This is a genomic window from Paenibacillus sp. FSL K6-1558 (assembly GCF_038002565.1).
Taxonomy (GTDB): domain Bacteria; phylum Bacillota; class Bacilli; order Paenibacillales; family Paenibacillaceae; genus Paenibacillus; species Paenibacillus polysaccharolyticus.
In genome coordinates this window covers 3,111,131-3,136,740 of the sequence record NZ_JBBOCV010000001.1, presented here as the reverse complement: position 1 = coordinate 3,136,740, position 25,610 = coordinate 3,111,131, and the positions used below count along the sequence as shown (strand labels likewise).

Here is a 25,610-nt window from a genome sequence, read left to right as displayed (position 1 = left end):
GCATGTTACTTCATGTCTCAACAAATGTGCAACAGATATGCAACGGATATGCTGAGAATCAATCTCATTTTACAATGTGTCACATGTACAAGCCCATACTCCACACAGTTTGTATAATGTAATTTTCGGCCAAAGCGATATAGTAGTATCTAACAAGTCAACCCGTTACGTTTGTGTAGGTTAACCTTCCATCAATCAACCTTGAAATCTTCTCCATCCATCCCATCTTTCCAAAGGAGAATGCCTATGAACTCTCCCTCTGTTGTATCTCTTCATCCATCCACGAGCGTTACCTCGGAGCAACGTCTTATCGATGTGGATCATGTTTCTGTCATCTTTGGCAGTGGTCCTCAGCAAGTAACGGCCCTATCCGATGTGACGTTCCATATTGCCCCCAATGAATTTGTCTCCCTGCTGGGTCCTTCCGGCTGTGGCAAATCAACATTACTGCGAATTGTTGCTGATCTTCTCCAGCCAACATCAGGCCGTGTTCGAATTGCAGGACAGGAACCGAAGCAGGCAAGACTGCAACGGCAGTTTGGTATCGTCTTTCAGACTCCGGCTCTGTTCGATTGGCGTACGGTGCGCCACAATGTAGAATTGCCGCTAGAACTGCTGGGTACCCGGCGAAAAGAGTGCCGACGCATTAGCAGTGAACTGCTGGATATGGTTGGACTGACGAGATTTGCAGATCATTATCCATGGCAACTGAGCGGAGGGATGCAACAACGCGTGTCTATTGCACGTGCACTGGCGCTTGACCCCCCCCTTCTATTAATGGATGAGCCGTTCTCTGCGCTGGATGAATTCACCAAAGAAAAATTGCAGATGGAACTGCTTGAGATTAAACGTTCTACCGGCAAAACCTTCCTCTTTGTTACCCATAGCATCCCCGAAGCGGTCTTTTTATCGGATCGCATCATCGTACTCTCTGCCCATCCGGGCCAAGTGCATTCGATCCATTCCGTGAACCTTCCAGCCGAGCGAGAGAGCCAGTTGAGGGAAACCGAACCTTTCTATCAGATGATAACGACGATTCGTAACTGTTTTCATGAGGAGCGTGATGCGACCCATGTTCCTTCGTTTACTTAAACCGGGTTACCGTGCCTGGGTGATGATCTGGATCATATCGATCTTTGTCCTTTGGGAAGGGCTGGCGTGGATGCTACATCTGTTTATGTCTCCGCAGCAGGCCACTTCTCGTTTGCCGTATCTCCACGTTGTTATGGATTCGTTCTACCGTCACTGGAACACGCTGGCGGAGCAAAGTTCGGTTACCTTTGGCAATGCTGCCATCGGTTTTGCCGGAGGAACATTGCTAGGAGCATTACTGGCACTGCTCATGAGCGCCGCAGTCTGGATTGAACGCACGTTGTCTCCTTACGTAGTGTCTTCACAGATGGTTCCGGTGATCGGGCTTGCTCCGATCGTATATGGCATTATTCATAATGCGGAGTTGGCGCGAATTGTCATGGCGGCATATGTTACCTTTTTCCCGGTGATTATCCATACTTTAAAAGGTTTGAAAAGCGCTTCTCCCCAGCATCTGGAACTCATGCGCGCCTATGGCACTTCGTGGGGAGCGCGTTACGTAAAGTGTTTACTGCCTTCGGCGCTTCCTGGTCTGTTCTCCGGCATGAAAATTGCGGCTCCACTCGCGGTGACCTCCTCGATTGTCGTGGAACTGATGGGCGCACCCGACGGACTTGGCGTACTGATGGTCAGCTCGCTGTATTATGGTTCAGCACAAGCGGGTATGTTCTGGGCAACCATCATGCTCAGCATGGGCATCGGGCTCATCTCCTATCTGTTCATCAGCTTGGCCGAACGCTGGCTTACCCCATGGCAGCCCGAATTCAGACCCAAAGGAGGGGAGTAGCCATGAGCGAAAGTAGCGTATTCCAGCCAAAAAGGGATGAAGGAACCACAAACGGAGTTACAGGGCATGCTCTTCCTGGCGAAAGGGGATCGAGACAACAAGCAGAACATTCGTCCTCGTCTACTGATTATTTCCGCACAAGTACTTCGCGTATTGGCATGAAGGCCGGCATGCTGCTCCGCAACCTGTTGCCTTGGCTCGCAGGAGCGATTTTTCTAACATTGTGGCAACTGCGCTTCTTTCATGTGCTGCTGTCACTGGAAGATTATCAGTTGCCCGTACCCTCCGCCATTGCTATATCCATCCGGGACAATGCCGAGATGCTCTTCCGCTATGCCATCTACAGTGGTACCGAGATGCTGGGCGGGTTTCTGATTGGCTCGCTGCTAGGGGCTCTGGCTGCGATGGGAGCTTCACTTTTTGCAAATAGTGGCAGGGCAGCCGTCACAGTCCTGTCTGCGCTGAATGCAGTTCCGATTGTGGCTCTGGCTCCGATCATGAACAACTGGTTCGGAGACGGGATTTGGTCCCGGATCGCCGTCGTGTCGGTCATCACGATGGCCGCGATGGCCGTCAGCCTGTTCAAAGGACTGACCTCTATTCAGCCGCAGTATGAAGAACTGCTGAGCAGCTTGGCGGCGAGCAGGAAACAGTTCTTTTGGAAGCTGAGGATGCCCCATGCGCTGCCATCTCTCTTTGCGGGTCTGAAAATCAACATGTCGACCAGTATTATCGGCGCGATTGTAGGAGAGTTTTTTATCGCATCCCAAGGACTAGGTTACTTGCTTTCTGATCAGATTCGGCTCGCCAATATGCCGCTGGCCTGGTCCTGTATCGTCATTGCAGCGATCCTCGGCATTGTGCTCTATGAGACGGTGGTTCTGGCTGAAAAACGCCTGCTTCACTGGAGCCCTTTGCATACGGAAGCGAAGTAGGCATGCATGTACAGAAAAAATGAGCGCATCAATCAGGATTGGATTTAACAAAATCCATATATAAACAGGGGGTTGTTCTGTACATGTACAAAACATTGAAGCCGGGTTTAGGGATGTTGATCTTGTGTGTGGTGCTGGTGCTGGCAGCATGTTCTGCAAAAAGCGAACCGGCGGCGCAGCCAGCCGCTGCAAACTCGGGTGGCTCAGGAACCGCGGAGCAACCATTAACCAAAGTGAAGATTCAGCTTAAATGGGTACCGCAAGCACAGTTTGCCGGAATATATGCCGCGAAGGAACAAGGTTTTTTTGCAGAAGAAGGCATTGATGCGGAGATTATTCCAGGTGGCCCGGATATCGTTATTGAGCAACAGGTCGTTAATGGTGCAGCCGATGTAGGCATTACGGGAGTGGACAGCTTGCTGGTCAGCCGGGATAACGGTCTCCCCCTCGTTTCACTTGCCCAAATCTCACAGAAAAGCAGTTATCGGCTAATTGCTAAGAAGTCCGCAGGCATTACCGACCCGGCACAGATGAAGGGCAAGAAGGTCAGTACCTGGTTTGGTAGTCAGCAGTTTCAGGTGCTTGCTTTTATGGAGAAGAACGGACTTGATCCGAAAAAGGATATCGAGCTGGTGAAGCAGGGCTTTACGATGGATCAGTTTTTCAATGATCAGGTGGATGTGGCTACAGCCACGATTTATAACGAATATCACGTTGTACTGGAGAGCGGCACAAAAGAATCTGATCTGGACGTGTTCAACATTGAGGACGCCGGAGTCGGCATGCTGGAGGATACGCTGATTGCCAAGAAGGACTGGGTGGAGAACAATCACGAATTGGCGGTAAAAGTAACCCGGGCTATCCTGAAAGGCTGGAACTACGCCATTGATCATCAGGATGAGACGGTGGACATTGTGATGAGTAATGTGACGGAGGGCAGTACAACTCGTGAACATCAAGTGACGATGCTTGAAGAGATTGCCAAGTTGATTCGTCCGGAAGGGTTTAGCGAGAAACAAGTGGGAAGTTTTGTCGAGGATTCGTTTACCCGAACGGCAGATATTGCACTGAAATATGGGCTGATCAAGAAAGCAGCCAATCTGGATGAAGCACTAGAGAAGAGTATATATGAAGAGGCCGTGAAATAAGCCCGGAGGCCGGGCGGTTTGAAAGAACGGAGGATGTATAGGAGCCTTGAAAGAGGCTGAGACACGGGAACATAGACTGAGGGATAAATCGATTGTTCTGGCATAGATCGAGTTGTCGGATGTACATGATCATGTGGATGGGCGTGACGTGGGAACATTGCTACACGCATCACATAGGAGAGGAGCGGGATGGATGAGTTCTGTGGATCAGCAAGCACAACGTCTGGGCGGTACGAAGGAAGAATGGCTGGAGAAGGATCGCAAATATGTCTGGCACCACATCTCGCCCCATAACGATCACCCGTTGATTGCCGTTAGCGGTGAGGGGAGCTGGATTACGGATCAGGAGGGGAAACGTTACCTCGATGCCATGTCTGGTCTATGGTGCGTCAATGTGGGTCATGGACGAGAGGAGATCGCCAAACGTGCCTACGATCAGATGAAAACTCTCGCGTATATTCCGATGACACAGAGCCATGAACCGGCGATTTTACTTGCTGAGAAGCTGAATGAATGGCTTGAGGGAGAGTATCGAATCTTTTTCTCCAATTCCGGTTCGGATGCCAATGAGGTGGCTTTCAAAATAGCCCGTCAGTTCCACCATCAGAACGGTGAGCCCGCGCGTCATAAATTCATCTCTCGTCACCGTGCCTATCACGGTAACTCTATGGGGGCACTGGGCGCAACGGGGCAAGCCGCACGCAAGATCAAATACGAGCCGCTCGGTGTAGGCTTCTCCCATGTTCCTCCGCCGTACTGTTACCGCTGTCCGTTTGGAAAAAGCAAAGATAGCTGCGGGCTTGAATGTGCCGCCATCTATGAGGAAGTCATTCAATGGGAGGGCCCGGAGACGGTGGCTGCCGTAATTATGGAGCCGGTGATTACCGGTGGCGGCATGATTGTTCCTCCGCCAGATTATATGCGCAGGGTACAAGACATCTGCCAGCGCTATGGTGTGCTGTTCATTGTGGATGAGGTGATCTGCGGTTTCGGCCGCTCCGGGCAGAAGTTCGGTCACCAGAACTATGGTGTGCATCCAGACATCGTCACAATGGCCAAAGGCATGACGAGTGCCTACGCACCGTTATCCGCCACGGCGATAAGAGCCGACCTGTATGACTCTTTTCGTGAGCCCGGAACGGATAACCACTTTCGCCATGTGAACACGTTTGGCGGGAATCCAGTATCCTGTCAGGTTGCACTGGCGAATCTGGAGATTTTGGAAACGGAGCAACTGGTCAGCCGGGCTGCGAAACTGGGGCAATTGCTCGGCGAGAAGTTAGAGCCGTTACTTGAACTTGCTTCCGTAGGCGATATCCGTATATTCGGTTTCGCTTGTGGCATCGAGATGATTGAGCCGGACGGTTCTCCGGCGACAACAGAGAATGTCATGAAGGTGCTTGCCCATTGTAAACGGGAAGGCATCCTGATTGGCAAAAATGGGGACACGGTGCCGGGCTTTGCGAACATTTTGACCCTATCGCCGCCCTTTGTCACTACCGAAGAAGAACTGGATCTTATCGTAAGTCATTTGTTTACCGCACTTCGCAGTCTGGATGAAGGCCAGGCATGAGTTGATTTAACGCGTGACAAGGAGGAGAGGAAGGATGCAGGCCATAACCGAGTTATCCATTAATCAGCTGAGGCTGAATGAACATATTGAACAGTTAGCTCAGATCGGCAAGATCGGAGATACAGGGGTATGCAGGCTTGCCCTTACTCCAGAGGACATGGAGGGCATCAACCAAGTCAGGTTCTGGATGGAGAAGGCAGGCCTTGTGACTCGAATGGATGCTTTCGGTAATCTGATTGGTCGCCTGGAAGGGACAGATGCAACCAGACCTATACTGATGGTCGGTTCACATATCGACTCCCAGCCGTATGGAGGTCGTTATGACGGTGCGATCGGTGTACTCGGTGCGCTGGAGGCCGCACAGTGCCTGATTGAACAAGGCGTACAGCCGCGTATGCCGATCGAAGTAATTGCTTTTTGCGATGAAGAGGGATCACGGTTTAACAAAGGTTTATTCGGTTCACGAGGCATCACAAACCAGTTGGAGGAAGGGGAGCTGGAACGTCAGGATAAAAACGGGGTGAGTCGCCGGGAGGCATTGGCATCCTTCGGGTGTTCGCCCTCAGAATTCGTAGCAGCGGTATATCCTCCCGGTTCCATTGGCAGTTATCTGGAGCTACATATTGAACAGGGACCTGTACTAGAGGCTATGGATGCTCAGATCGGTCTGGTGACAGGCATCTCGGGTCCGCTCTGGCTCACGGTGACTATGAAAGGAATGGCCGGGCATGCAGGCTCGGTGCCGATGGGGATGCGTCATGATGCACTTGCGGGCAGTGCCAAAGTGATTGCGGCCTTTGATGATCTGGTCCGTGAAGATCCGGGAGCGCCCACTGTCGGTACGGTAGGAAGTCTGAGGGTATTTCCGGATTCAAGGAATATTATTCCGGAAGAAGTGAGCTTTACCGTGGATTTGCGTGACATGGAGATGGAGCGGCGTAATCGGCTGGAGGCCCGTTTGATGACATTGCTGGATGAAATCAGCTCTGGGTATGGTCTGACATATACGGTCACCGAGGATACCAATAGTGAACCGCGCTATTGTGCGGATTCCATGATGTCCGTCATTCGCTCTTCTGCGGAAGAGATGGGGGCAGTCATGCCTGAATTGATGAGTGGCCCGTTCCATGATGCGCTCGCTCTGTCTTATGTGTGCGATTATGGCATGATTTTTGTCCGCAGCAAGGACGGTATCAGTCATCATCCCAGTGAATATTCCTCTCCCGAGGATATTGCGTTAGGCACGGAGGTGCTCTATCGCACCATTCGCAAGATGTGCAACGGTAATCCACCAAAGGAGGCGGGATAACGTTATGGCAAAGATCAGCATCGGTTTGATTCAGGCTTCCCATGAGATTGAAGGGTCGGCCCCGGTTGAAGTGCATAAGGAGGCAGCTATTCAGAAGCATATTACACTTGTACGCGAGGCGGCAGCACGAGGGGCGAAGATCATCGGACTGCAGGAAGTGTTTTACGGGCCTTACTTTTGCACAGAACAAACACCCAAATGGTATGCATCCGCAGAACAGGTTCCCGAAGGGCCGACGACCCGGCGTTTTCAGGAACTGGCAAAGGAGCTTGCTGTTGTCCTGATTTTACCCGTGTACGAAGTAGAGGGTATTGCTTCTTATTACAACACGGCGGCGGTGATTGATGCGGATGGAACGTATCTGGGCAAATACCGCAAACATCATATTCCGCATGTGGAAGCGGGAGAAGGGACGAACGGCTTTTGGGAAAAGTATTATTTTAAACCCGGTAATCTTGGATATCCGGTATTTGATACGGCTTACGCCAAAGTGGGCGTGTATATCTGTTATGATCGACATTTTCCTGAAGGTGCACGTTTGCTTGGGCTGGCAGGGGCAGAGATTGTTTTTAACCCATCGGCTACAGTGGCAGGCACCTCGGAGTATCTATGGAAGCTGGAACAGCCAGCCCATGCGGTAGCCAACGGATACTACGTAGCAGCAATCAACCGTGTAGGCGTGGAGGCGCCATGGAACATGGGTGAGTTTTACGGACAGTCGTATCTGGTGGATCCGCGAGGGCGCATGGTGGCGATGGGGAGCAGGGATCAGGATGAAGTGGTCATTGGCGAGATGGATACGGAGTTGATCCGTGAGGTACGTAATGTGTGGCAGTTTTACCGGGATCGCAGACCAGAGACGTATGAACATCTGGTGAGCTTGTAGATCGGATCTAGAGCGTTGTGGCAGGAAGTATAGGCTTGGCATTTGTCAGGCATATCAATGGATGGTACGGCAGAAATCTTAAATCCGCGGGAGGTGCATGACATTGATGAACCGTTCTGGAACAGCATGGTCGGATTACGGCTGGGAAAATCGTTTTAGCGAGATGAAACCAGCCATGACCAATAAGGAAGCGATGGAAGAGTCCAACCGCTGTCTGTATTGTTACGATGCCCCATGTATTAAGGCATGTCCTACGGATATCAATATTCCTTCTTTTATCAAAAAAATAGCAACAGGACATCTCAAAGGGTCGGCTCGTACCATCATGGATGCCAACCCGGTTGGCGCGAGTTGCGCACGTGTCTGTCCTACAGAAGAGTTATGTGAGGGTGCCTGTGTGCTGAACGAGTCCTCCAAACCGATCCGCATTGGTGATCTGCAGCGCTATGCGACAGACTGGGCAATGGAGAGGCATGAACCGCTGTTTCATGCAGCCCCGTCAAACGGGAGAAGTGTGGCTATTGTCGGGGCAGGACCGGCAGGGCTCTCTGCAGCACGCGAATTGGGCCGGGCAGGATATGATGTGACCATCTATGAAGCCAAGGCGAAAGGCGGCGGACTGAATACCTATGGCATCGTATCCTTCCGCCTGCCGGAGTCGATCTCCTTGTGGGAAGTCGAGCAGGTGGAGGCACTGGGAGTAAAGATTCGATATGGTGTACGGGTTGGTGTAGATATAGCGGCCCCCGAGTTGCTGGAGCAACATGAGGCTGTCATTCTCGCATGCGGGATGGGAGCGGTCCCGATGCTGGGCATTGAAGGGGAGAAGCTGGAAGGCGTTTATGATGCGATTGAACTTGTGGAATCGACCAAACAGGGTGTACCGCCGGCGCTGCATGGTCTGAATGTAGCTGTAATTGGAGCAGGCAATACGGCAGTGGATGCAGCGACCTGTTCGGTGCGTCTGGGTGCGGAGCGAGTACAGATGTTGTATCGGCGCGGAGAGCAACAGATGACGGCCTATGCATTTGAGTACACGTTTGCCAAGCAGGAGGGCGTGGAGTTTCGTTGGTTTACGATGCCGGAGCGTATTCTTGGAGACGAGAATGGCCGGGTTCGAGGGGTGGAGTGTGTGAAAATAGAGCTCGTGACCCCGCCTGGCGGCGGACGTGCGATGCCTGTGGCGGTGGAGAATTCAACCTTTATTATCGAATGTGACACGGTGATTCGGGCTATTGGACAGAATCGTTTGCTACCACTAATTGAGGCGTTTGAACTGAAGCATCATGGAGGTGTGGTAGAAGTCGAGGCACATACGTACCGTACCTCTCATCCTCAGGTGTACGCGGCAGGGGATGTCATTTTTGGCCAGGGTCAAGGAGAGGCCATGGTTGTTTCTGCGGCACAGCAGGGCAAATGGGTCGCTGCCTCGATCATGAAAATGCTGCCTGGTTGCTCGGAAGAGAGCGCGTAAGGAAGTCTGTACGCTTTCTCAGAAACTCATCTCCACAGGACTTCATACTGGCTCCTAATCGGCTAATGATCTCCAGACACCCTATTTCTGCAAAAACAAGGCATGTGAACTTCTAACGATCACCACAAACCTTATTTCACCCAAAACCCGCGGATTCAGGCCGGAAATGGGCAAAAACAGCAAAATAACGTTCCTACGGATCGTTAGAATTCCCAAAGGCTTAATTTTAGTTAAATAAGCGCTGTGGGGATCGTTAGATGGCTATCCTTGTTTACGTTCATCTTAGCAAGCGTAGATTCACTCCAAATCACATCAAGGAGGGTTCGATATGGCTGACTTATCCATCAATCTGGCGGGCATCCGGTCACCTAATCCATTCTGGCTCGCCTCGGCGCCACCAACCAATACCGGGTACCAGGTACAGCGTGCGTTTGAAGCAGGCTGGGGTGGCGCGGTGTGGAAGACACTTGGGGAGCCGATTATTAACACCTCCTCCCGTTTTGCGGCAGTACATTTTGGCGGCCAGCGTGTGGCAGGCTTTAACAATATTGAGCTGATCTCCGATCGTCCACTGGAGGTCAATCTGCGCGAGATTGCCGAGACGAAGAAACGTTTCCCTGACCGCGCTGTCGTGGCATCGCTAATGGTGGAACCGAAGCGGGAAAAGTGGCATGAGATTGTTAAAAAGGTCGAGGCTGCCGGCGCCGATGGTCTGGAGCTGAACTTTGGATGTCCGCACGGTATGGCAGAGCGAGGCATGGGCGCCGCATCAGGCCAACAGCCTGATCTTGTCGAGCTACAGACGATGTGGGTAAAAGAGGTGGCTACCACACCGGTCATCGTAAAGCTGACACCTAACATTACAGATATTACGGCAACAGCCCGCGCGGCTGTAAGGGGTGGTGCGGATGCGATCTCACTGATTAATACAATCAATTCTCTCGCTGGTGTTGATCTGGACTCCTGGAACACCGTGCCGCATGTAGGCGGTAAGGGAGCGCACGGTGGATACTGTGGCCCGGCTGTAAAACCCATCGCGCTTAACATGGTGGCAGAGTGTGCCCGTCATTCCGAAGTGGGTGTGCCGATTTCGGGTATCGGCGGCATATCCGACTGGCGCGATACGGCGGAATTTCTGCTGATGGGTGCGACGGGAGTGCAGGTATGTACGGCGGCGATGCACCATGGATTCCGCATTGTGGAGGACATGATCGAAGGGCTGAACGATTATTTGGATGAAAAAGGAATTCAGAGTGTAGCCGAGCTGGTCGGTCAGACCGTGCCGAGATACTCGGATTGGGGCAATCTGGACCTCAACTACAAGGTGGTTGCCCGCATCAATCGGGATGTATGCATCAATTGCAACAAGTGCCACATTGCCTGTGAAGACACCTCTCATCAATGTATTGACATGTTAACCGACCCGTCAGGTGCTTATCTTGAAGTGGTAGAGGAGGATTGTGTCGGCTGTAATCTGTGTTCCATCGTCTGCCCGGTGGACGGTGCGATCGAGATGATTGAGCTTGCACCAGAACAGGAGCCGGTTACCTGGAATGAACGTCAGTCGGCGATTTCCCTGCTGCAATCTATTCATAATCCATCAGCCAAGGAGGCGATTTCATGAGTACACGTACATTAATTCGCGGTGGTATTTTGGTGACGGCATCGGATACCTTTGAGGCCGATATTTTAATCGCAGCAGGGAAAATAGCACAGATCGGTATCGGGTTAATCCCCGATGATCAGACAGAAGTACTTGATGCAACAGGCTGTTATATCATACCTGGCGGCATCGATCCCCATACTCACCTCGATATGCCGTTTGGCGGCACGGTCACAGCGGATGATTTTGCTACGGGCACAACGGCCGCGGCCTTTGGTGGTACCACAACCATCATTGACTTTTGTCTGACTCAGAAAGGCCGTCCCTTATCCGAATCCCTACAAGAATGGCATCGAAAAGCCCAAGGGAAAGCTGTCATTGACTATGGATTTCATCTGATGATTGGCGAGATGAATGAGCAGGTGCTGGAAGAACTGCCGCAGATGATTGAAGAGGAGGGCGTATCGTCCTTCAAGGTATTCATGGCATACAAAAACCAATTTCAGGCCGATGATGGCATTCTCTTTCAGACGTTGCAAAAAGCCAAAGAATACGGTGCACTTGTGATGGTGCATGCCGAGAATGGAGATGTCATTGACCTGCTTGTGAAGCAGGCACTCGCTGAAGGTCGCACAGCACCGATTCATCATGCACTGACCCGCCCATCTATGCTGGAGGGAGAAGCAACGGGACGTGCCGCCCGTTTGGCCGCTTTGGCGGATTCACAGCTGTATGTGGTGCATGTTACTTGTGCCGAAGCCGCCGAGCAGATTGCGCGCATGCGTGAGATGGGATACCGAATCTGGGGAGAGACATGTCCGCAATATCTGACGCTGGATCAGTCCATAATGGATCAGCCGGACTTTGAGGGTGCTAAATATGTTTGGTCGCCTCCGCTCAGGGAGAAGGGACATCAGGAAGCACTATGGAATGCGCTCCAAAGCGGACAATTACAGACCATTGGTTCGGATCATTGCTCGTTTAACTTCAAGGGGCAGAAGGATCTCGGCAAAGATGACTTCAGCAAAATTCCTAACGGGGGGCCTGTCATTGAAGACCGGCTAAGTATTCTATATTCGGAAGGCGTAGCCAAAGGCCGCATATCGCTCAATCAATGGGTGGATTTGTGCTCGACCAGAGCAAGCAAATTGTTCGGATTATTTCCTCAGAAGGGAACACTTGCGGTGGGTACGGATGCGGATATTGTTATTTTTGACCCTTCCGTAACCAGGGTGATTTCGGCGGAAACACATCATATGAACGTGGATTACAGCGCGTTTGAAGGCATGCAGGTACAGGGATGTCCAGTGACCGTGCTTTGTCGCGGCGAGTATGTGATACGGGATCGGCAGTATGTGGGCAATGCAGGGGCAGGAAAATATGTAAAACGTAATAAGTATGATGCAGGAGCACCGATTCCACCGAGGCAACCGGTGACTGCGATTCATGGGGGGCGGAACTAATGTCGAAACAGATGTCGGAGCACGAAGCATTTGAACTGGAGAAGCTGGACATTGAGCGATTGATTGCACAGGGGTATCGAATCTGTTCGGTCCGGGAACATCTGGAGGGCGCTCATGTGACATGGGCACTTCCTGATCTTCCAGAAGAGAATGTGGAGCAGCATGTGGGTACAGCCTCGGGCCGAAAGTGGTTCAGTCATATTCTCATACGTCAGCTACAGGAACAGCGTAGTGCATAGTTACTATATAAGCGATCCATGCACGTATTCATAGGCATATAGCGCAAGTTCCATAGCAACCCGTTTCTCGGGTAGAAGGTAGTCTTTCCCTAAAAGCGATTCGATTTTGTCCAACCGATGGTACAACGTTTGTCTGACGATAAACAGTGCACTGGCCGTCTCTTGTTTGGAGCAGCAGAGCGCCAGGTATTGTTTCAGTGTAAGGAGCAGTTGACCTCCCTTCTCCGAATCATACCGGATCAGTGAGCCCAGGTATTCCGTAATAAAATCATTCAAGTTACCGTTCTGTTTCATACTGGCGATGATACGATAGCAGTGCAGATTACTGTAAAAGGGCTGCTCCATTACTCCGATATCTTTCTGAATACGTAACGTTTCCTTCGCGGATTCAAGACTCTCTCGCAGGCGTGGGTATTCCGAATAGTTCTGACCGATACCATACAGACCGGAGAAGAGCTGGTGAGTTTGCTCCTGCTCGTGTTGCCGAAGTTGCTGAATGCAGGACCACAGATTAGATTTACGCAGAGATGCAGCCTGCGGGTCAATGACAATGAGAATGATCTGGAGATTAAGTACAGTGCTATAGAGGGTGAAACCTTCCCGGGCAAATACGGAGCGGGCAACGATATTACGCTGAATCAGTATCTTTTGCAGTCTGAGACTGTCGTGTTGCGTAGGGTTGCTGTCGAATAAAACAACTGCGGCCTGTCCTGTGCAGAGAGCCGGATGTACGGCTGCAAGATATTCATGAATTTCTTTCGCGGAGTGATGTCCGTTTAACCAGTCAATGACCCACATATCCTCTTTATAACGCCGTTTTTCCTCCATGTACTGGGTACGCATCCAATCCTGGGCTATGGCAGCAGCACATCGCTCCAGCGCATGAAAAACGTACTCGTCGGATGGGTACGGCAGAGCTGGAGTGGGAGGTTCAGGGTCTGTGTGTTTCTGAGGGAAAAGGATAAGATCAGCAAAGGTGTACTCCAGTGCCTGAACAGGGATGCTGATTGGATTCATTGTGAGCCGACCGGAAAAAGGGTCTGATACCTCTACAGTCGAAGGGTTCGCTGTATAACCGTCAAGGGTAGTGTGATCCATCGATTCACGCTGATCCCACCACTGTTGTCTCTGCTTCTCCAGTTGCTCACGTGGGACATGAGGAATGGCCGTCGCTTCACCTTCCAGCGGATATAAGGCGACAGCATACCCGGTATTGCGTGACAGCAGACGCAGTAGCGGCTGTACACCATCCCCATTCAGCAACAGCTGATGAAAGGAGGTGGTGAGCTGATCCAGTTCCGCGACCATACGCTGATGACTGCGAATCAGGGCAAAATGCAAATCCTGTGTAATGTCAATATACCGGACTTGCTCATGAAACCAGATCAGCGGGAAATCCGCCGCCTCCGCCATTTGTTTCATCGCCTCAAGCTGTGATCGTGTATGTTCCCCGAGTTCAATGCATAACCCTGCGGCACCGCAGGCAATCAATTGTTGCAGAAAAGACAGACCATGCGACTTGCCTTCAGGCCAGCCGATCCCTGTTGTCAGCACCAATTCTCCGCCGCTCAGCAAGCCCCCAATCTCAGGAACCTCCATAATATGTACCCAGCGTACATAACGCTCCAATGCATGCTGACTGGCAAGGTACTCGGCCTTGCGAAATACAGGACGTTTCAGCATGTCTCTAATTTGGATATGAAGCGTGGTCTCTCCCACACCATCACCGCCCTTTCCCATGACTCACCTGTAAATTTGATACAAAGGATGCTGGATTCAGGGTGTTTGCTCACTGGATTTTTAAAGATAAGTATACGTGCATTTAGATAAGATGAGATTAAACCTGACGCTCATTTGGTCTGGATGACAAAAATAGTTATCCTTTTTGTTTTGTATCTAAAATGAGCATCAGATATATGTTCGACTTTTTACCATCGACACGATAAAAAATGCCCTTGATCAGGCACGGGAATCACTACAGATTCCAGTACCCGTCAAGGGCAAATTTTTGCTCGCGATCACATCTGAATCGTGGGAATAACGATAGACTGAATTAATCGACGATTTTTTTCTTTTTGAATTTCATCAGGAACTCATACACGATTGGCACGATGACCAGTGTGAGCAGTGTAGAACTGATCAGACCACCGATTACGGTAATTCCGAGTCCTTTCGAGATGATACCTGCACTTTCTTCGAGACCTGTTACCAGTGGCAGCAGGGCACCGATCGTTGCGAGAGCGGTCATCAGGATTGGACGCAGACGTGTAGCTCCGGCTTCCAGCAGCGCTTCACGCGTTGTGAGTCCTTCGTTTTCCTTATGAATAACACGGTCGATCAAAACAATGGCGTTGGTAACAACGATACCGATCAGCATCAGTGCACCCATCATCGCGGATACATCGAGTGTACCGCCTGCGATAAACAAACCAACCATGATACCAATCACGGTGAATGGCAGAGAGAACAGAATCGCGAATGGTGCAAGTCCGCCGCCAAATGTCACCACGAGCACGAAGTATACAATCGCAATGGCTGCCAGCATTGCCAGACCAAGCTGTGTAAAGGTGTCATTAATCTGTTCGGTTGTACCGCCAAACTTCACTTCAACGCCATCCGGCAAGTCCAGCTTGTCGATGTTGGCTTTCAGGTTTTGCGAAGCTTTGGTCACATCGGATGCCAGAATGTTCGCTGTCACCTGTACAACCACTTTGCCATCAATACGCATAATGGAGTTTGGTGAAGTGCCTTCTTCCACTTTGGCTACATCCTTGATTGGAATCTGGATGCCCAGCGGTGAAGTGACCTTTTCATTTTCAATATTCTTGATGCTGCTGAACGTTTTGTTGTCCGTTTCTACATAGACTTTGTACGTTTTGTTGTCGATATCCACTTCCGTAAGTACCGGACGTTCACGTACAGGGCTCAGTGCCATTGCCAGTTGACCCGCCGTAAGGCCGAGTTTGCTCAGCTTCTCCTGATCGGCAACGAGGGTGTACTGACCGTAGGTGTCGGAGATGGTGGTATCTGCTTTTTCAAAAGAGTCCTTTTCCGCTTGAACCAGTTTCAGGACTTCTTCAGCTACAGGTTTCAATTGCTCCACACTATCCCCGTAGATGGACAGGCTTAAGTTGCTTCCGCCAAATCCGCCGGACATGTCGAGTTCACTCCATGTGCCTTTGGTCACTTCTTTTTGCAAACCTTCAACCAGTTGTTTCTTCACATCGGTAAAATCTTTGGTGTCTTTATTGTATTGAATGTAGAAGAGTGCAGAGTTACCGCCGCCTCCACCCATGCTAGCGAGCGGGTTACCACCGCCGATGGAATATTGCATTTTCTCCATACCTGGCTGTTTCAGTAACCATTTCTCAGCAACGAGGGCTTCTTTTTCTACATCTTCACGAAGTGAGCCCGTTTCCGGACTATAGGTGATCGTGGCGAATTTATCCTTTTGCTCTGGCAGGAAACTTGTGCCAATGAATGGGTATAGGAACAAGCTGCCGACCAATAGTAGAACCGCAATAAGAACGGTAATGATTTTGTGAGAGAGCGTCCAGTTCAACAGGCGTTTGTAGCTTTCAGCCAGTTTACCTGGTTTTTCTTCATGGTTTTGTTTGTTCTTGATCCCTTTACGGAACAAGCTGTGTGCCAGCATCGGTACAATCGTGATTGCAACCAGTAGGGATGCGAGCAGGGCGAATACCATCGTCAAGGCAAATGGCATGAACAACTCTCCGACCATACCGCTAACGAGTGCGAGCGGCAAGAAGACTGCAATCGTAACAATGGTTGAGGAGAGGATCGGGATAAACATCTCGCGAGTCGCCTCACGAACCAGATCCCGGCCTTTCAGCATCTCGTTTTTGAGCGTCAGTCTGCGGTAGATGTTCTCGATAACAACGATGGAGTCATCGACAACCCGGCCGATCGCAACCGTCATTGCTCCGAGTGTCATCATGTTCAAGGTAATGTCCATCAGATTGAGCGCCGTCAATGCCATGAGCAGGGAGAGCGGAATCGAGATAATGGAGATAATCGTTGAACGGATGTTACGCAGGAAGAGTAGGATAATCAGAATCGCGAACAGGGCACCAAATACAGCTTTGCCCAGCATCGTGTTGACGGAATCCTGGATAGGCTGACCTTGGTCAAGCAGGATCGTTAATTCTGCATTTTTGAATTGCTTTTGCAGTTCTTCGGCTTTACTTTTGACGGCCTTAACCACGTCCACCGTATTGGCATCGTTGGATTTCACTACGGAAATACCAATGGATTCCTTGCCGTTCGTGCGGGAGATGGACTCGGCTTGACCGATGACCTCAATCTTGGCAATGTCGCTCAGCTTCACGGTAGGGATTCCTGCTGCATTTGCCGCACCTGCGGCACCCGATGGATTTGCTGTAGCAACATTGCCGCTACCAGCTTGACCAGCTGCAGGATTGGACCCTTGCGCAGCACCAGATTCACCTTGTCCAGCTTGAGCCGATGGATCAGCGGTTTGACCTGTAGCTTGACCGGTTTGAGCACCGCCACCTTGGGAGGCCCCTTGCGCACCGGCACCCTGGCCTGTAGCACCCCCAGCACCTTGGTTTGCACCAGCTCCGCTTGGTACGACTGGAATCGCTAGATTTTTCAGATCATCGAGTCCGATGATGTTGCCGTCTACAACAACGGCTTTCTGGGATTTATCCAGTTCAAATAGGCCGAGCGGCACACGAATGGATGAACCTTTAACGATTCCGTTCACCGTATCTTCGCTTAGACCGAGTTCAGCCATTTTGGCTTGATTAAACGTCAATTGCACTTCTTTAACGTACTGACCGGACACTTGAACCTGAGCTACACCATCAATATCTTCTAGTGCAGGTTTGATATCCGATTCTACGAGCCGTGTCAGTTCTTCCAAATCCCCGCCGTCTTTGTCAGACAAACTGAGGGATACAACCGGGAACGAGTTAATGCTGAACTTGGAGATAGTTGGTTTCTGCACACTGTCCGGCAATTGCACCTCGTTCAGTGCTTCACGAACCGTAGCTGTTGCGTTCGTCAGGTCCGTTCCATAGTCGAATTCCAGTGTGATCGATGCCGCATTCTCCATAGAAGTGGAGGTGACGGTCTTCACACCCTCGAGGTTGCGTAGCTTCTGTTCCAGCGGCTTCGTGACATCTTCTACAATACCTTCTGGAGCCGCACCCGGATCAATCGCCGTGACATTCAGAAACGGTACATTGATGTTCGGAATAGTCTCCTGCTTCATCGTCATTCCGCTGTACAAGCCTGCGAATGAGATGATGATGGTCAGAATCCAGATTGCAAACTTGTTGTTCAGTGAAAAGTTAATAATCCCTTTCATACGTTGGTTTCTTCTCCTCTCTGTTTCTCCTGTTTATGTGTGTGACGAGTCAGCCTGGATAAACCGGTTATACATGGTATCCATAATGTGCTGAAGCTCGGAGTGCATCGGTTCAAGGATAGTTATCCCTTCCAGGTTACGCATCATGCCGAGAATGATGGCACGCCTTGGCGTAAATTCCATGATCTCTTGCCTCAGTATGGCAATGGTCTCAAGCACATCATTTTTTGACTGACCGGCGGGCAGGTCGCTTGATGCGATATCTTGCATCTGTTTCAGAATATGGACGGGATGCCGCAACATGGTTGCATCTAGTTGGGGTTCAGCAATCCAGGCAGGCCACTGATCCAGCGGAATCAGAGGTTCAGGCCGATGCTGGAGGCAGCCCTGTGCTGCATAATCCATCATTTGCAAAAGATGCGTAGCCATCTTATTGACCGTAAGAGAAGGCATTTCGGTAAACCAGATTTTGACGTACGACAGGAATAGTCCATGTGTCAGAAGGATAAGATCAATCGTATAAGGCTCGATCTCGGAGCCGTATAGATCCTCCAGTTTGTTTTTGAACCAATGCAATGTACGTATCTCAATATCTCTTTGCTGAGGAGTGCAGTGCTCTTTGCGCTGTTGTTCATCATCCATCATCATGCTGCGTAGTTGGATGCGTAAAAATTCCTTCAATTCCGCAACATGCGTTAGCAGCACCTCAATCTGTTTATGTAGCCGTTCTCTGGAGGTCAGGCTGCTCTCGTGTTCAATTTGGGACATCTCGTCCATAAGAATGTATACACAGTACTCCAGCGTACTGGCTTCCAGTTCCTCTTTGGATTTGAACATGAGATATAAGCTGCCTTTGGACATCCCGCATAATTCGGCAATCTCCTGCATGGAGGTTGCTGCGCTACCCTTAGCGGAAAACAGCTTGAGCGCTGTGGTGATGACCAGTTTTCTTTTTTCATTCATCCCATGGATCGGGTTCATTAAGGGTATGTTCACCTCACTGGGAACTCTTGAGTTCTTGAATTGACTTTGTGGTCAAACTAAGTATAAACGATGTGAATGAGGGATTACAAATGTGCACGGTGTAGGGGTGTGAAAGAGCCGAAAAGTGGACTGAGAAAAGAACCGAGAGGAGAGCCCAGAAAGAACTCTGAATGAATCGAGAGAAGAACTGAGAGAGTACAGTACGCAAGCCGTAAAGCTGTACGTTGTACTTTTTGGAGAGGGAATGGAAGAATGTATAAAGGACGCATCGAAAACACATCAACACCTCAACAACGCTCTTAAGGACGACTCGAGAACATATCGAAAATTTATTCTAACGATCACAGTGGAGCTTATTTGAGCAATATTCATCCTTTTGAAATTCTAACGATCACCAGAAACCTTATTTTGTTGAAAACACAAGCTGGACGTCCATTTTCGCATCAAAATCCTGAAATAAGCTCACCTGTGGAGCTAGAATAAAAAGTGGACACCCGTTAACGGACGGAAGGATAATAAGGCTAACGGAGGTGTGTCCACATGGGAGAACAACGGCAACGATACAATGAAGAATTCAAGAAACAAACGGTAAAATTTATTCAAGAACAGACCAAGACACTCGGAGACTTGGCAGAAGAACTCAACATTCCAAAAAGTACATTACACCAGTGGATGGGCAAGTATCGTGAACTTAAACATGAGCCCGTAGCTAGCGTAGATCGAGTGAAAGAACTGGAAGCAGAGCTTAAAGAAATGCGCCGGTTACTTCAAGAGAAAGAGCATACGCTTGCGGACACGCAAGAGGAACTGGCTATTGTAAAAAAAGCAGTGCACATCTTCAGCAAACCAAAGAATTAAGATTTCAGTTTGTGGAAGACCATCGCTCCCTGTTTTCTTTGGAGAAGATGTGCACTCTGTTACACGTGTCACGGAGCGGATATTACAAGTGGCGGATGGATCTAACCAGTAAGCAACAGCGCCGGAGAACTGAAATCATGAAGCGTATTCGGTTTCATTTCTACGACCACCAGAAGCGGTGTGGGAGTCCGAAAATTACGTATGCGCTCCATCTGGAAGGATACAAAATTTCTTCCCGTACCGTCAGTATATACATGCGTCAAATGAATCTTCGTTCCGTGCACAGTCCTCGGTATCGTGTCCAGACCACGGATTCTAACCATCATCATCCCATTGCACCCAATACGCTGAACCAGCAATTTCAAACGTCCAAACCGAACACTGCATGGGTCACCGATATCACCTACATTCCCTGCCGTGGAGGCCGGTTATATCTCGCCAGTGTTCTGGATTTGTGTACGCGTGAGATTGTGGGCTGGCGCCTGTACAACCATATGGAAACGAGCTTGGTGTTAGATGCATTGAAAGATGCTTACCAGGCCAAACGCCCCGCTCCAGGATTGCTCCATCACTCGGATCGTGGCTCACAGTACACGTCAAAAGAATACGTGGAGCAACTGAAATCGTATGGTATGGAGCTCAGTATGAGCCGCCGAGGAAACTGTTACGATAACGCATGTATCGAGTCTTGGCACAGTATTTTGAAGAAGGAACTCATTTACTGTAACCCTCGTTTTAAGAATCCAGAAGAGGCGTATAACGCCATTTACCAGTACATTGAGTTCTATTACAACCGCAAGCGAATGCATGGTGCGCTAGGTTATCTTTCCCCTACTCGTTTTGCGAAGAAGTTTACGGACAAATCCGTCGCGTAAGTGTCTACTTTCTTGACATTGGTCCACTGAGATCGTTAGAAATCTAAAACCTGTAATTTGGCCCAAATAGCGTTACTGGTGATCGTTAGAAATTAAATGCATGAACCGCGCTACTTCGGAAAAGGAAAAGAGAGAAAAAGTGAATGAATATCGAATGGAGGGAAGTAAGCCAAGCAAAACAAAGCAAAACAAGAAGGAGTAAGTAAAGTAAAGAAGTGAGGGAGGCGAGAAGTAGAGAACGAAATAGGGGCAAAAGCGAAGGAAAGCGCAAATAGAAAGTAAACCAACATAAATCGATATAAACTAAAATAAATCAGAACAAATTAAAGAAGATATAATACAGTTCAATAAAAGAAATTAAAATAAAAAAGGAATAAATGAAAATCCAAGTAAAGCATTGCGAGTCTAAGAAAAAAGAGCAAGTGAAGTAAAGAGAAAGCAGACTATGCCCCTCCCATAAAATCGTATACAGCGATCATGATGATTACTCCCAAGAAAAAGAGATAGAAGAGTGCAAGTGCGATCAAGAACGAATAACCGGTATACGCGCCGATACGTACCAACCATTTTTTCATAAAAAGCACTCTCCTTCTTTCCAATTGAGCTTGATAACAAGGCCGCCTCTTTGATTACATTATATCCCAAATCACTTGTTGTGCTTAAAAAATTTCACCTGAAATTTGTACCTACATAAGCCTACCTACACGAACCTACATATACAAACGTACTTAAAACAATCGTACCTACAAAAAAAGACGACTCCCTGAGTGAAGTCGTCTTTCTGCCTGAAGTTGATAATATCCATTATATTGCACGATATTCATTACATTACGTAATGATTTTCAATCCTACCGCTGCCACCAAAATCATTGCAATGAACAGTAGCCGCTTCGCTTCTTTACGTTCACCAAACAGAAGCATACCCGTCACCGTACTTCCCACTGTGCCAATTCCTGTCCACACCGCATAGGCTGTGCCCATAGGGATAGATGTCATCGCGTAAGATAACAGCGAGAAGCTGAATACGAATGATACCAGCATCAGGACAATGTAAGGCCAACCCTTACGCGTAGAAGCTCCGTTGATGCCGATGACTCCGAAAATTTCACAAATTCCTGCACCTACAATCGCAAGCCAAGCCATTAGACGGCACCTCCTTTAACCTGTGGTTCCTGCTTCTCTTGCTGATCCGTGACGAGTTTCAGCCCAATGACACCGCAGAGCAGCAGTCCGATCAGTAGCATTTTAGCTAAACGGAACGGCTCACCGAACAGCAACATTTCGGCCAACACTGTACCTGCTGTACCGATCCCTGTAAACACGGCGTAGACCGTACCCACAGGCAGTCGTTTAGCCGCAGCAATGATCAGGCCGAAACTAATGACAATGGCGACTCCCGTCAATGCCCATTCCCAAGCATTCGAAGCATGTTTTAGTCCGCTAACCCACACAATTTCAATAATGCCTCCTACAAAAACGTATAACCAGTTTCGGTTCATGATGTTCAATCTCCTTCTGGCACGATAGGGCGTGCCTGTTCATTCAAGCTGTGTATACCATTCCAAAAGACAGGCCAGGAAGCATCCAGCCGTCTCTTGTACCGACGTGAGCTTCCATAGATAATTTCAACAGTAATGCCATCGAGAAAGGTCATAAAAGCAATGGCGGCCTGCTCGGCAGGAATAGGCGGAACATCCCCCTCGCGAATCGCTCGTTGAAACAGCCGTGACAATGCACGCTCCATTCCGTCCAGAAATGGATATACCAGATCCATCACCTGGCTATACAGATCGGGCGGCGGATAATAACAGTTGCGTAGCATCAATCTGGCAGAGGCATGATTCTGATACTCCTGCTCAAACCACGTCAACAACCCCCGCAGCCGTTGTTCCAGTGGCAGGTGGGCGTGGTCACGGAAATATTCCAAGGTATGTCGCCGTACTTCATCGAATGCATGGTCCAGCGTGTGCATAAACAAGTCCTCTTTACAGCTAAAATGCGCGTATATAGAGGGTTTCTTAATCCCGACTTCATCAGCTATCGCTCTCAAGGAAGCCCCTTCATAGCCGTCTCTGGCAAAATGAAACAGGGCCGCGTCCCGGATGGAATAAGCAGTCATCACATTCACCTTCCTAACGGTCGTTAGGTAACATCTTTTCACACATTACATCCTCTGTCAAGATAGGATAGAAAAATCAGGAAATACACCCGCCGCACATGAAACGTACAGACGGATGTATCTTGTTACAAGGATATATTTAATTATGTTGGGGCCTGGTCAGAATGTTGTAAACCCAAGAATGAGCTGCAGTTTATACAAAATGCCTTTCAGGAAGGTGGTCTTCTCCTGGAACTCTTCCAGATTCAGAGTGAATTCGGCATCTTCATTTGTCCAAATGCGCTTGAAATAATTCGCAACGTCTAACGTAAACTTGTTGTCTGCCGGAGCTGCAATCCACACATTGTTCTCCAAATTGTAGTCATTCAGATTCCGGGGAGTGAAGTTGGTTGAGCCACCGAGCACGATATGATCTCCAGCAGCTTTGGCAATATACATCATTTTGGTATGGTACTGTTCCTTGGTCGTGTTATACCAGCGGATCTGGATTTTGCCATTCGATTTACCATGTAATTCCGCTGCTACAGGACGATTAGGAATGCCGATCTTCTCCTGACCAAAGGCGTTTTCGTTAGGGTCAAGTACAAGCCGGATATCGGTTCCTCGCTCCGAGGCATCCAGTAAAGCCTCCAATACTTTTGGTGAAGCGATGTAGAACATCCCCATCCAAATGGTATCCCCTTTTCCCACCTGGCTCAGCTCATCCAGCAAGGCATCATTGACTTTGCCTTCGGTCACATAACGAAGGCGAACAGGCCGATCATTTTCATCGGCTTCCTCGGAAGACGGAGTGTGGGAGATTTCGTCATAGACAGGAAGCTGGCCCCCGCCCGATATATCTACAACAGCTTGCTCCGATTGAATGATATCTCCAATGATCGGACCGGTAACCTCAAAGCCAATGTTGGAGTGATAAGCGCTAGGATCATGAATGTTACCTGATGATACAATAGCTGTTTTTTCGCTTAGAACAACCTTGCGGTGATTGGCCTTTACATTCAGCAATTTTAGATAGGAACGTAATGTAACATCCGGGCCATCTGTTGCCATCAGGTTAGGAATCCAGCCTTTACCGGACTGACCAAACCACTGGAAGAACGTACGCCAGACTGCGGAATATACCGGTGTAGAATCACGTAGTGGATCAACATTAGTGATGACGACATGAATATCGGCCTGTTTCATCTGTTCCAGTAGCGGATTGGGGGCCGAGTTATAGTTGGTGTTCACTTCATCGGTAATGAACCAGATGTCCATATCGGGATGTTGCATTTTCTTGGCAAGGAGTGCATCAGTAAACTCCTGGCTGACAGGCGGAAAGTTCTGTCCCTTGTGTTGATAATTGTTGAACAGAAACATATCCACCAGGACAAATTGCTCGGCATCCTCAACCACCTGTTTCATCCGCTGAAAAATCTGCTGTTCATGCTGCATCTGTCCGTCGGCAGAAGGGTACGTGAGGTCATGAAGGAACTCGACATTCTTCACCCGATATTCTTGACTTTCATAAGAGATGCCTGGTGGTAGCGGTTTATAGGTCTGATAGAGCATAACAGCAATAAACCATAGGATAAGTAGTGCAATTGCTGTACGTATGTATGGGAATTTGCCGCGGGAAGATTTGCGGTCAGAGGTATGGCGGCGCAATGGGAACAATGTTGGACTCCCCCTTTCTGTACTTGCTGACGTTTATTACCACAGGTGTAGCGATGTTGACGCAGGAGGCAGAATTCGGATGTTGTATGGGAATCATGAGATTTTTACAGGCGAATCATGCAATTTGGATTGGATGAATCGACAGCTGTAGGGTCGTTGTGTATAATGAACGTATTATTTTTGTAGAACGTTTATGGAGAGAAAGTAGGTAATCACGTGTATTCCATCAAACAAGTCGCTGCCATGCTGGGCATTCAGGCGGTCACGCTCCGGGCTTGGGAAAATCGTTATGATGCGGTTACCCCTGAGCGGACAGAGTCGGGTTATCGCATGTACACGGAAGAGAATGTAGCGGATCTGCGCTGGCTAAAGGAGCAGATTGATCAGCATCAGGCCAATATCTCCGAGGCTGTACGCATGTTGAAGATCAGGAAAGCTAAAAGGCCTGATTCTTCTTCACCTGCGCCGATGGTTCCCCCAGTACCCGTGATGGAAGAAGCTCATGCACAGATGGCCGATCAGATCTATGATTCCCTCTATCATTTTCAGGGCGAGCGTGCCAACGGTTTGATTGATTTTGGTTTCACGATGTACGGATATGACAGCATGTTTTACCATGTACTCGTACCGATCCTGGTTCGGGTTGGAGACGCATGGGAAGCAGGACGTGCAACGGTAGCGCAGGAACATTTCATGACGCAGTTGATCTCCCAGCGGTTTTATCAGTTTTTCCATCTGTTCCCGATCTATCCGCATCTGCCCAAAGTTCTTGCTCTCTGTCCGGAAGGGGAACATCATCAGGTTGGTTTATTGTTGTTCTCTTTATTTATGCGCAAAAATGGAGCGGAAGTCCTGTATCTCGGGGCCAATACGCCGGAAGAAGGGGTATTTCCGATTCTCCGCGAGCAGAAAATCAAACTGGTCTGTCTTTCGATTACGAGCCCCGGACTTGTGGAACCTTGTGATCAGCTGATTGACCGAATTCGGGACGAGTTCCCTCATATCCGTTTTGTGCTGGGCGGCAAAGGGTTTGAACGTGCGAAGCACGCTCGTCACCCGGAATGGATTATGCCTGAAGATTCGGCAGACTGGCAGTCCTGGATTGAACGGGAGTATTTTACGGATCGGCCACCAGGTGCCTAACAAGTGATAGGATAACAATTGAACATAAGGCGAATGTTGATGGAATAGATTCATATAGGACATCCTTTGATCCAGCGATCAAGGGATGTTTTTTTATGGGATTATATAGATCT

At 49.3% G+C, this 25,610-nt stretch carries 22 protein-coding genes; 14 read left to right on the top strand and 8 right to left on the bottom strand.

The window, feature by feature from the left end; translation table 11 throughout:
- The first annotated feature begins 246 nt into the window (after positions 1-246).
- The 11 genes from MHI38_RS13575 (at position 247) to MHI38_RS13525 (ending at position 12,509) form a co-directional block, all read left to right on the top strand.
- The gene (locus MHI38_RS13575; protein ID WP_222592205.1) at positions 247-1,092 is read left to right on the top strand and encodes an ABC transporter ATP-binding protein; all 846 of its coding nucleotides are present in this window, start codon (positions 247-249) and stop codon (positions 1,090-1,092) included.
- Entirely contained in the window at positions 1,064-1,879 is an 816-nt protein-coding gene (locus tag MHI38_RS13570; RefSeq protein ID WP_341181303.1) for an ABC transporter permease, read from the top strand. The genes MHI38_RS13575 and MHI38_RS13570 overlap by 29 nt, the downstream gene beginning before the upstream one ends.
- Before the next feature lie 2 nt (positions 1,880-1,881).
- Positions 1,882-2,814, top strand: a complete 933-nt coding sequence (locus MHI38_RS13565) for an ABC transporter permease (RefSeq protein WP_261769658.1) — start codon at positions 1,882-1,884, stop codon at positions 2,812-2,814.
- An 83-nt stretch (positions 2,815-2,897) separates the two neighbouring features.
- On the top strand, positions 2,898-3,962 hold the full coding sequence (locus tag MHI38_RS13560) for an ABC transporter substrate-binding protein (protein ID WP_154891982.1): 1,065 nt from the start codon (positions 2,898-2,900) through the stop codon (positions 3,960-3,962).
- Between the two features lie 193 nt (positions 3,963-4,155).
- Positions 4,156-5,535, top strand: a complete 1,380-nt coding sequence (locus MHI38_RS13555) for an aminotransferase (protein ID WP_154891980.1) — start codon at positions 4,156-4,158, stop codon at positions 5,533-5,535.
- Positions 5,536-5,569: 34 nt separating this feature from the next.
- On the top strand, positions 5,570-6,844 hold the full coding sequence (locus tag MHI38_RS13550) for a hydantoinase/carbamoylase family amidase (protein ID WP_154891979.1): 1,275 nt from the start codon (positions 5,570-5,572) through the stop codon (positions 6,842-6,844).
- A gap of 4 nt (positions 6,845-6,848) precedes the next feature.
- The gene (locus MHI38_RS13545; RefSeq protein WP_154891978.1) at positions 6,849-7,730 is read left to right on the top strand and encodes a nitrilase-related carbon-nitrogen hydrolase; all 882 of its coding nucleotides are present in this window, start codon (positions 6,849-6,851) and stop codon (positions 7,728-7,730) included.
- Positions 7,731-7,836: 106 nt separating this feature from the next.
- The gene (locus MHI38_RS13540; protein WP_154892009.1) at positions 7,837-9,204 is read left to right on the top strand and encodes an NAD(P)-dependent oxidoreductase; all 1,368 of its coding nucleotides are present in this window, start codon (positions 7,837-7,839) and stop codon (positions 9,202-9,204) included.
- 328 nt (positions 9,205-9,532) lie between these two features.
- The gene (gene preA, locus MHI38_RS13535; protein ID WP_154891976.1) at positions 9,533-10,828 is read left to right on the top strand and encodes an NAD-dependent dihydropyrimidine dehydrogenase subunit PreA; all 1,296 of its coding nucleotides are present in this window, start codon (positions 9,533-9,535) and stop codon (positions 10,826-10,828) included.
- The gene (gene hydA / locus MHI38_RS13530; protein ID WP_154891974.1) at positions 10,825-12,270 is read left to right on the top strand and encodes a dihydropyrimidinase; all 1,446 of its coding nucleotides are present in this window, start codon (positions 10,825-10,827) and stop codon (positions 12,268-12,270) included. Before preA ends, hydA begins: the two co-directional genes overlap by 4 nt.
- Entirely contained in the window at positions 12,270-12,509 is a 240-nt protein-coding gene (locus tag MHI38_RS13525) for a hypothetical protein (RefSeq protein WP_261769656.1), read from the top strand. Before hydA ends, MHI38_RS13525 begins: the two co-directional genes overlap by 1 nt.
- A 3-nt stretch (positions 12,510-12,512) precedes the next feature.
- Here the strand turns inward: MHI38_RS13525 and MHI38_RS13520 are convergent, their stop codons facing one another.
- From MHI38_RS13520 to MHI38_RS13510, 3 genes are all read right to left on the bottom strand, one after another.
- The gene (locus MHI38_RS13520) at positions 12,513-14,228 is read right to left on the bottom strand and encodes a PucR family transcriptional regulator ligand-binding domain-containing protein (protein WP_186809858.1); all 1,716 of its coding nucleotides are present in this window, start codon (positions 14,226-14,228) and stop codon (positions 12,513-12,515) included.
- 334 nt (positions 14,229-14,562) lie between these two features.
- Positions 14,563-17,862 (bottom strand): efflux RND transporter permease subunit, encoded by a 3,300-nt coding sequence (locus tag MHI38_RS13515; protein ID WP_154891970.1) that lies wholly within the window; start codon positions 17,860-17,862, stop codon positions 14,563-14,565.
- Between the two features lie 33 nt (positions 17,863-17,895).
- Positions 17,896-18,843 (bottom strand): TetR/AcrR family transcriptional regulator, encoded by a 948-nt coding sequence (locus MHI38_RS13510; RefSeq protein ID WP_154891968.1) that lies wholly within the window; start codon positions 18,841-18,843, stop codon positions 17,896-17,898.
- Between the two features lie 543 nt (positions 18,844-19,386).
- Here MHI38_RS13510 and MHI38_RS13505 point away from each other — a divergent pair.
- Positions 19,387-19,704, top strand: a complete 318-nt coding sequence (locus MHI38_RS13505) for a transposase (protein ID WP_090921784.1) — start codon at positions 19,387-19,389, stop codon at positions 19,702-19,704.
- An 11-nt stretch (positions 19,705-19,715) separates the two neighbouring features.
- Positions 19,716-20,579 carry an IS3 family transposase gene (locus tag MHI38_RS13500; protein ID WP_341181302.1) on the top strand — a complete coding sequence of 288 codons (864 nt, stop codon included), beginning with the start codon at positions 19,716-19,718 and terminating at the stop codon, positions 20,577-20,579.
- Between the two features lie 443 nt (positions 20,580-21,022).
- On the opposite strand, the gene MHI38_RS13495 is transcribed toward MHI38_RS13500, so the two are convergent.
- The 5 genes from MHI38_RS13495 to MHI38_RS13475 all read right to left on the bottom strand — a co-directional run bounded on the left by MHI38_RS13495 (position 21,023) and on the right by MHI38_RS13475 (position 24,354).
- Entirely contained in the window at positions 21,023-21,154 is a 132-nt protein-coding gene (locus MHI38_RS13495; RefSeq protein ID WP_261764621.1) for a hypothetical protein, read from the bottom strand.
- 253 nt (positions 21,155-21,407) lie between these two features.
- Complete coding sequence (locus MHI38_RS13490) at positions 21,408-21,722, bottom strand: DMT family transporter (RefSeq protein ID WP_090922789.1); 315 nt, start codon at positions 21,720-21,722, stop codon at positions 21,408-21,410.
- Complete coding sequence (locus MHI38_RS13485) at positions 21,722-22,078, bottom strand: DMT family transporter (RefSeq protein ID WP_154891338.1); 357 nt, start codon at positions 22,076-22,078, stop codon at positions 21,722-21,724. Before MHI38_RS13485 ends, MHI38_RS13490 begins: the two co-directional genes overlap by 1 nt.
- A 5-nt stretch (positions 22,079-22,083) precedes the next feature.
- On the bottom strand, positions 22,084-22,698 hold the full coding sequence (locus MHI38_RS13480; protein WP_154891337.1) for a TetR/AcrR family transcriptional regulator: 615 nt from the start codon (positions 22,696-22,698) through the stop codon (positions 22,084-22,086).
- Positions 22,699-22,857: 159 nt separating this feature from the next.
- Positions 22,858-24,354, bottom strand: a complete 1,497-nt coding sequence (locus MHI38_RS13475) for a phospholipase D family protein (RefSeq protein WP_253499662.1) — start codon at positions 24,352-24,354, stop codon at positions 22,858-22,860.
- A 216-nt stretch (positions 24,355-24,570) separates the two neighbouring features.
- Here MHI38_RS13475 and MHI38_RS13470 point away from each other — a divergent pair, with 216 nt between their 5' ends.
- Positions 24,571-25,497, top strand: coding sequence for a MerR family transcriptional regulator (locus tag MHI38_RS13470; RefSeq protein ID WP_090922795.1), 927 nt, complete (start codon positions 24,571-24,573; stop codon positions 25,495-25,497).
- Positions 25,498-25,610: the final 113 nt, after the last annotated feature.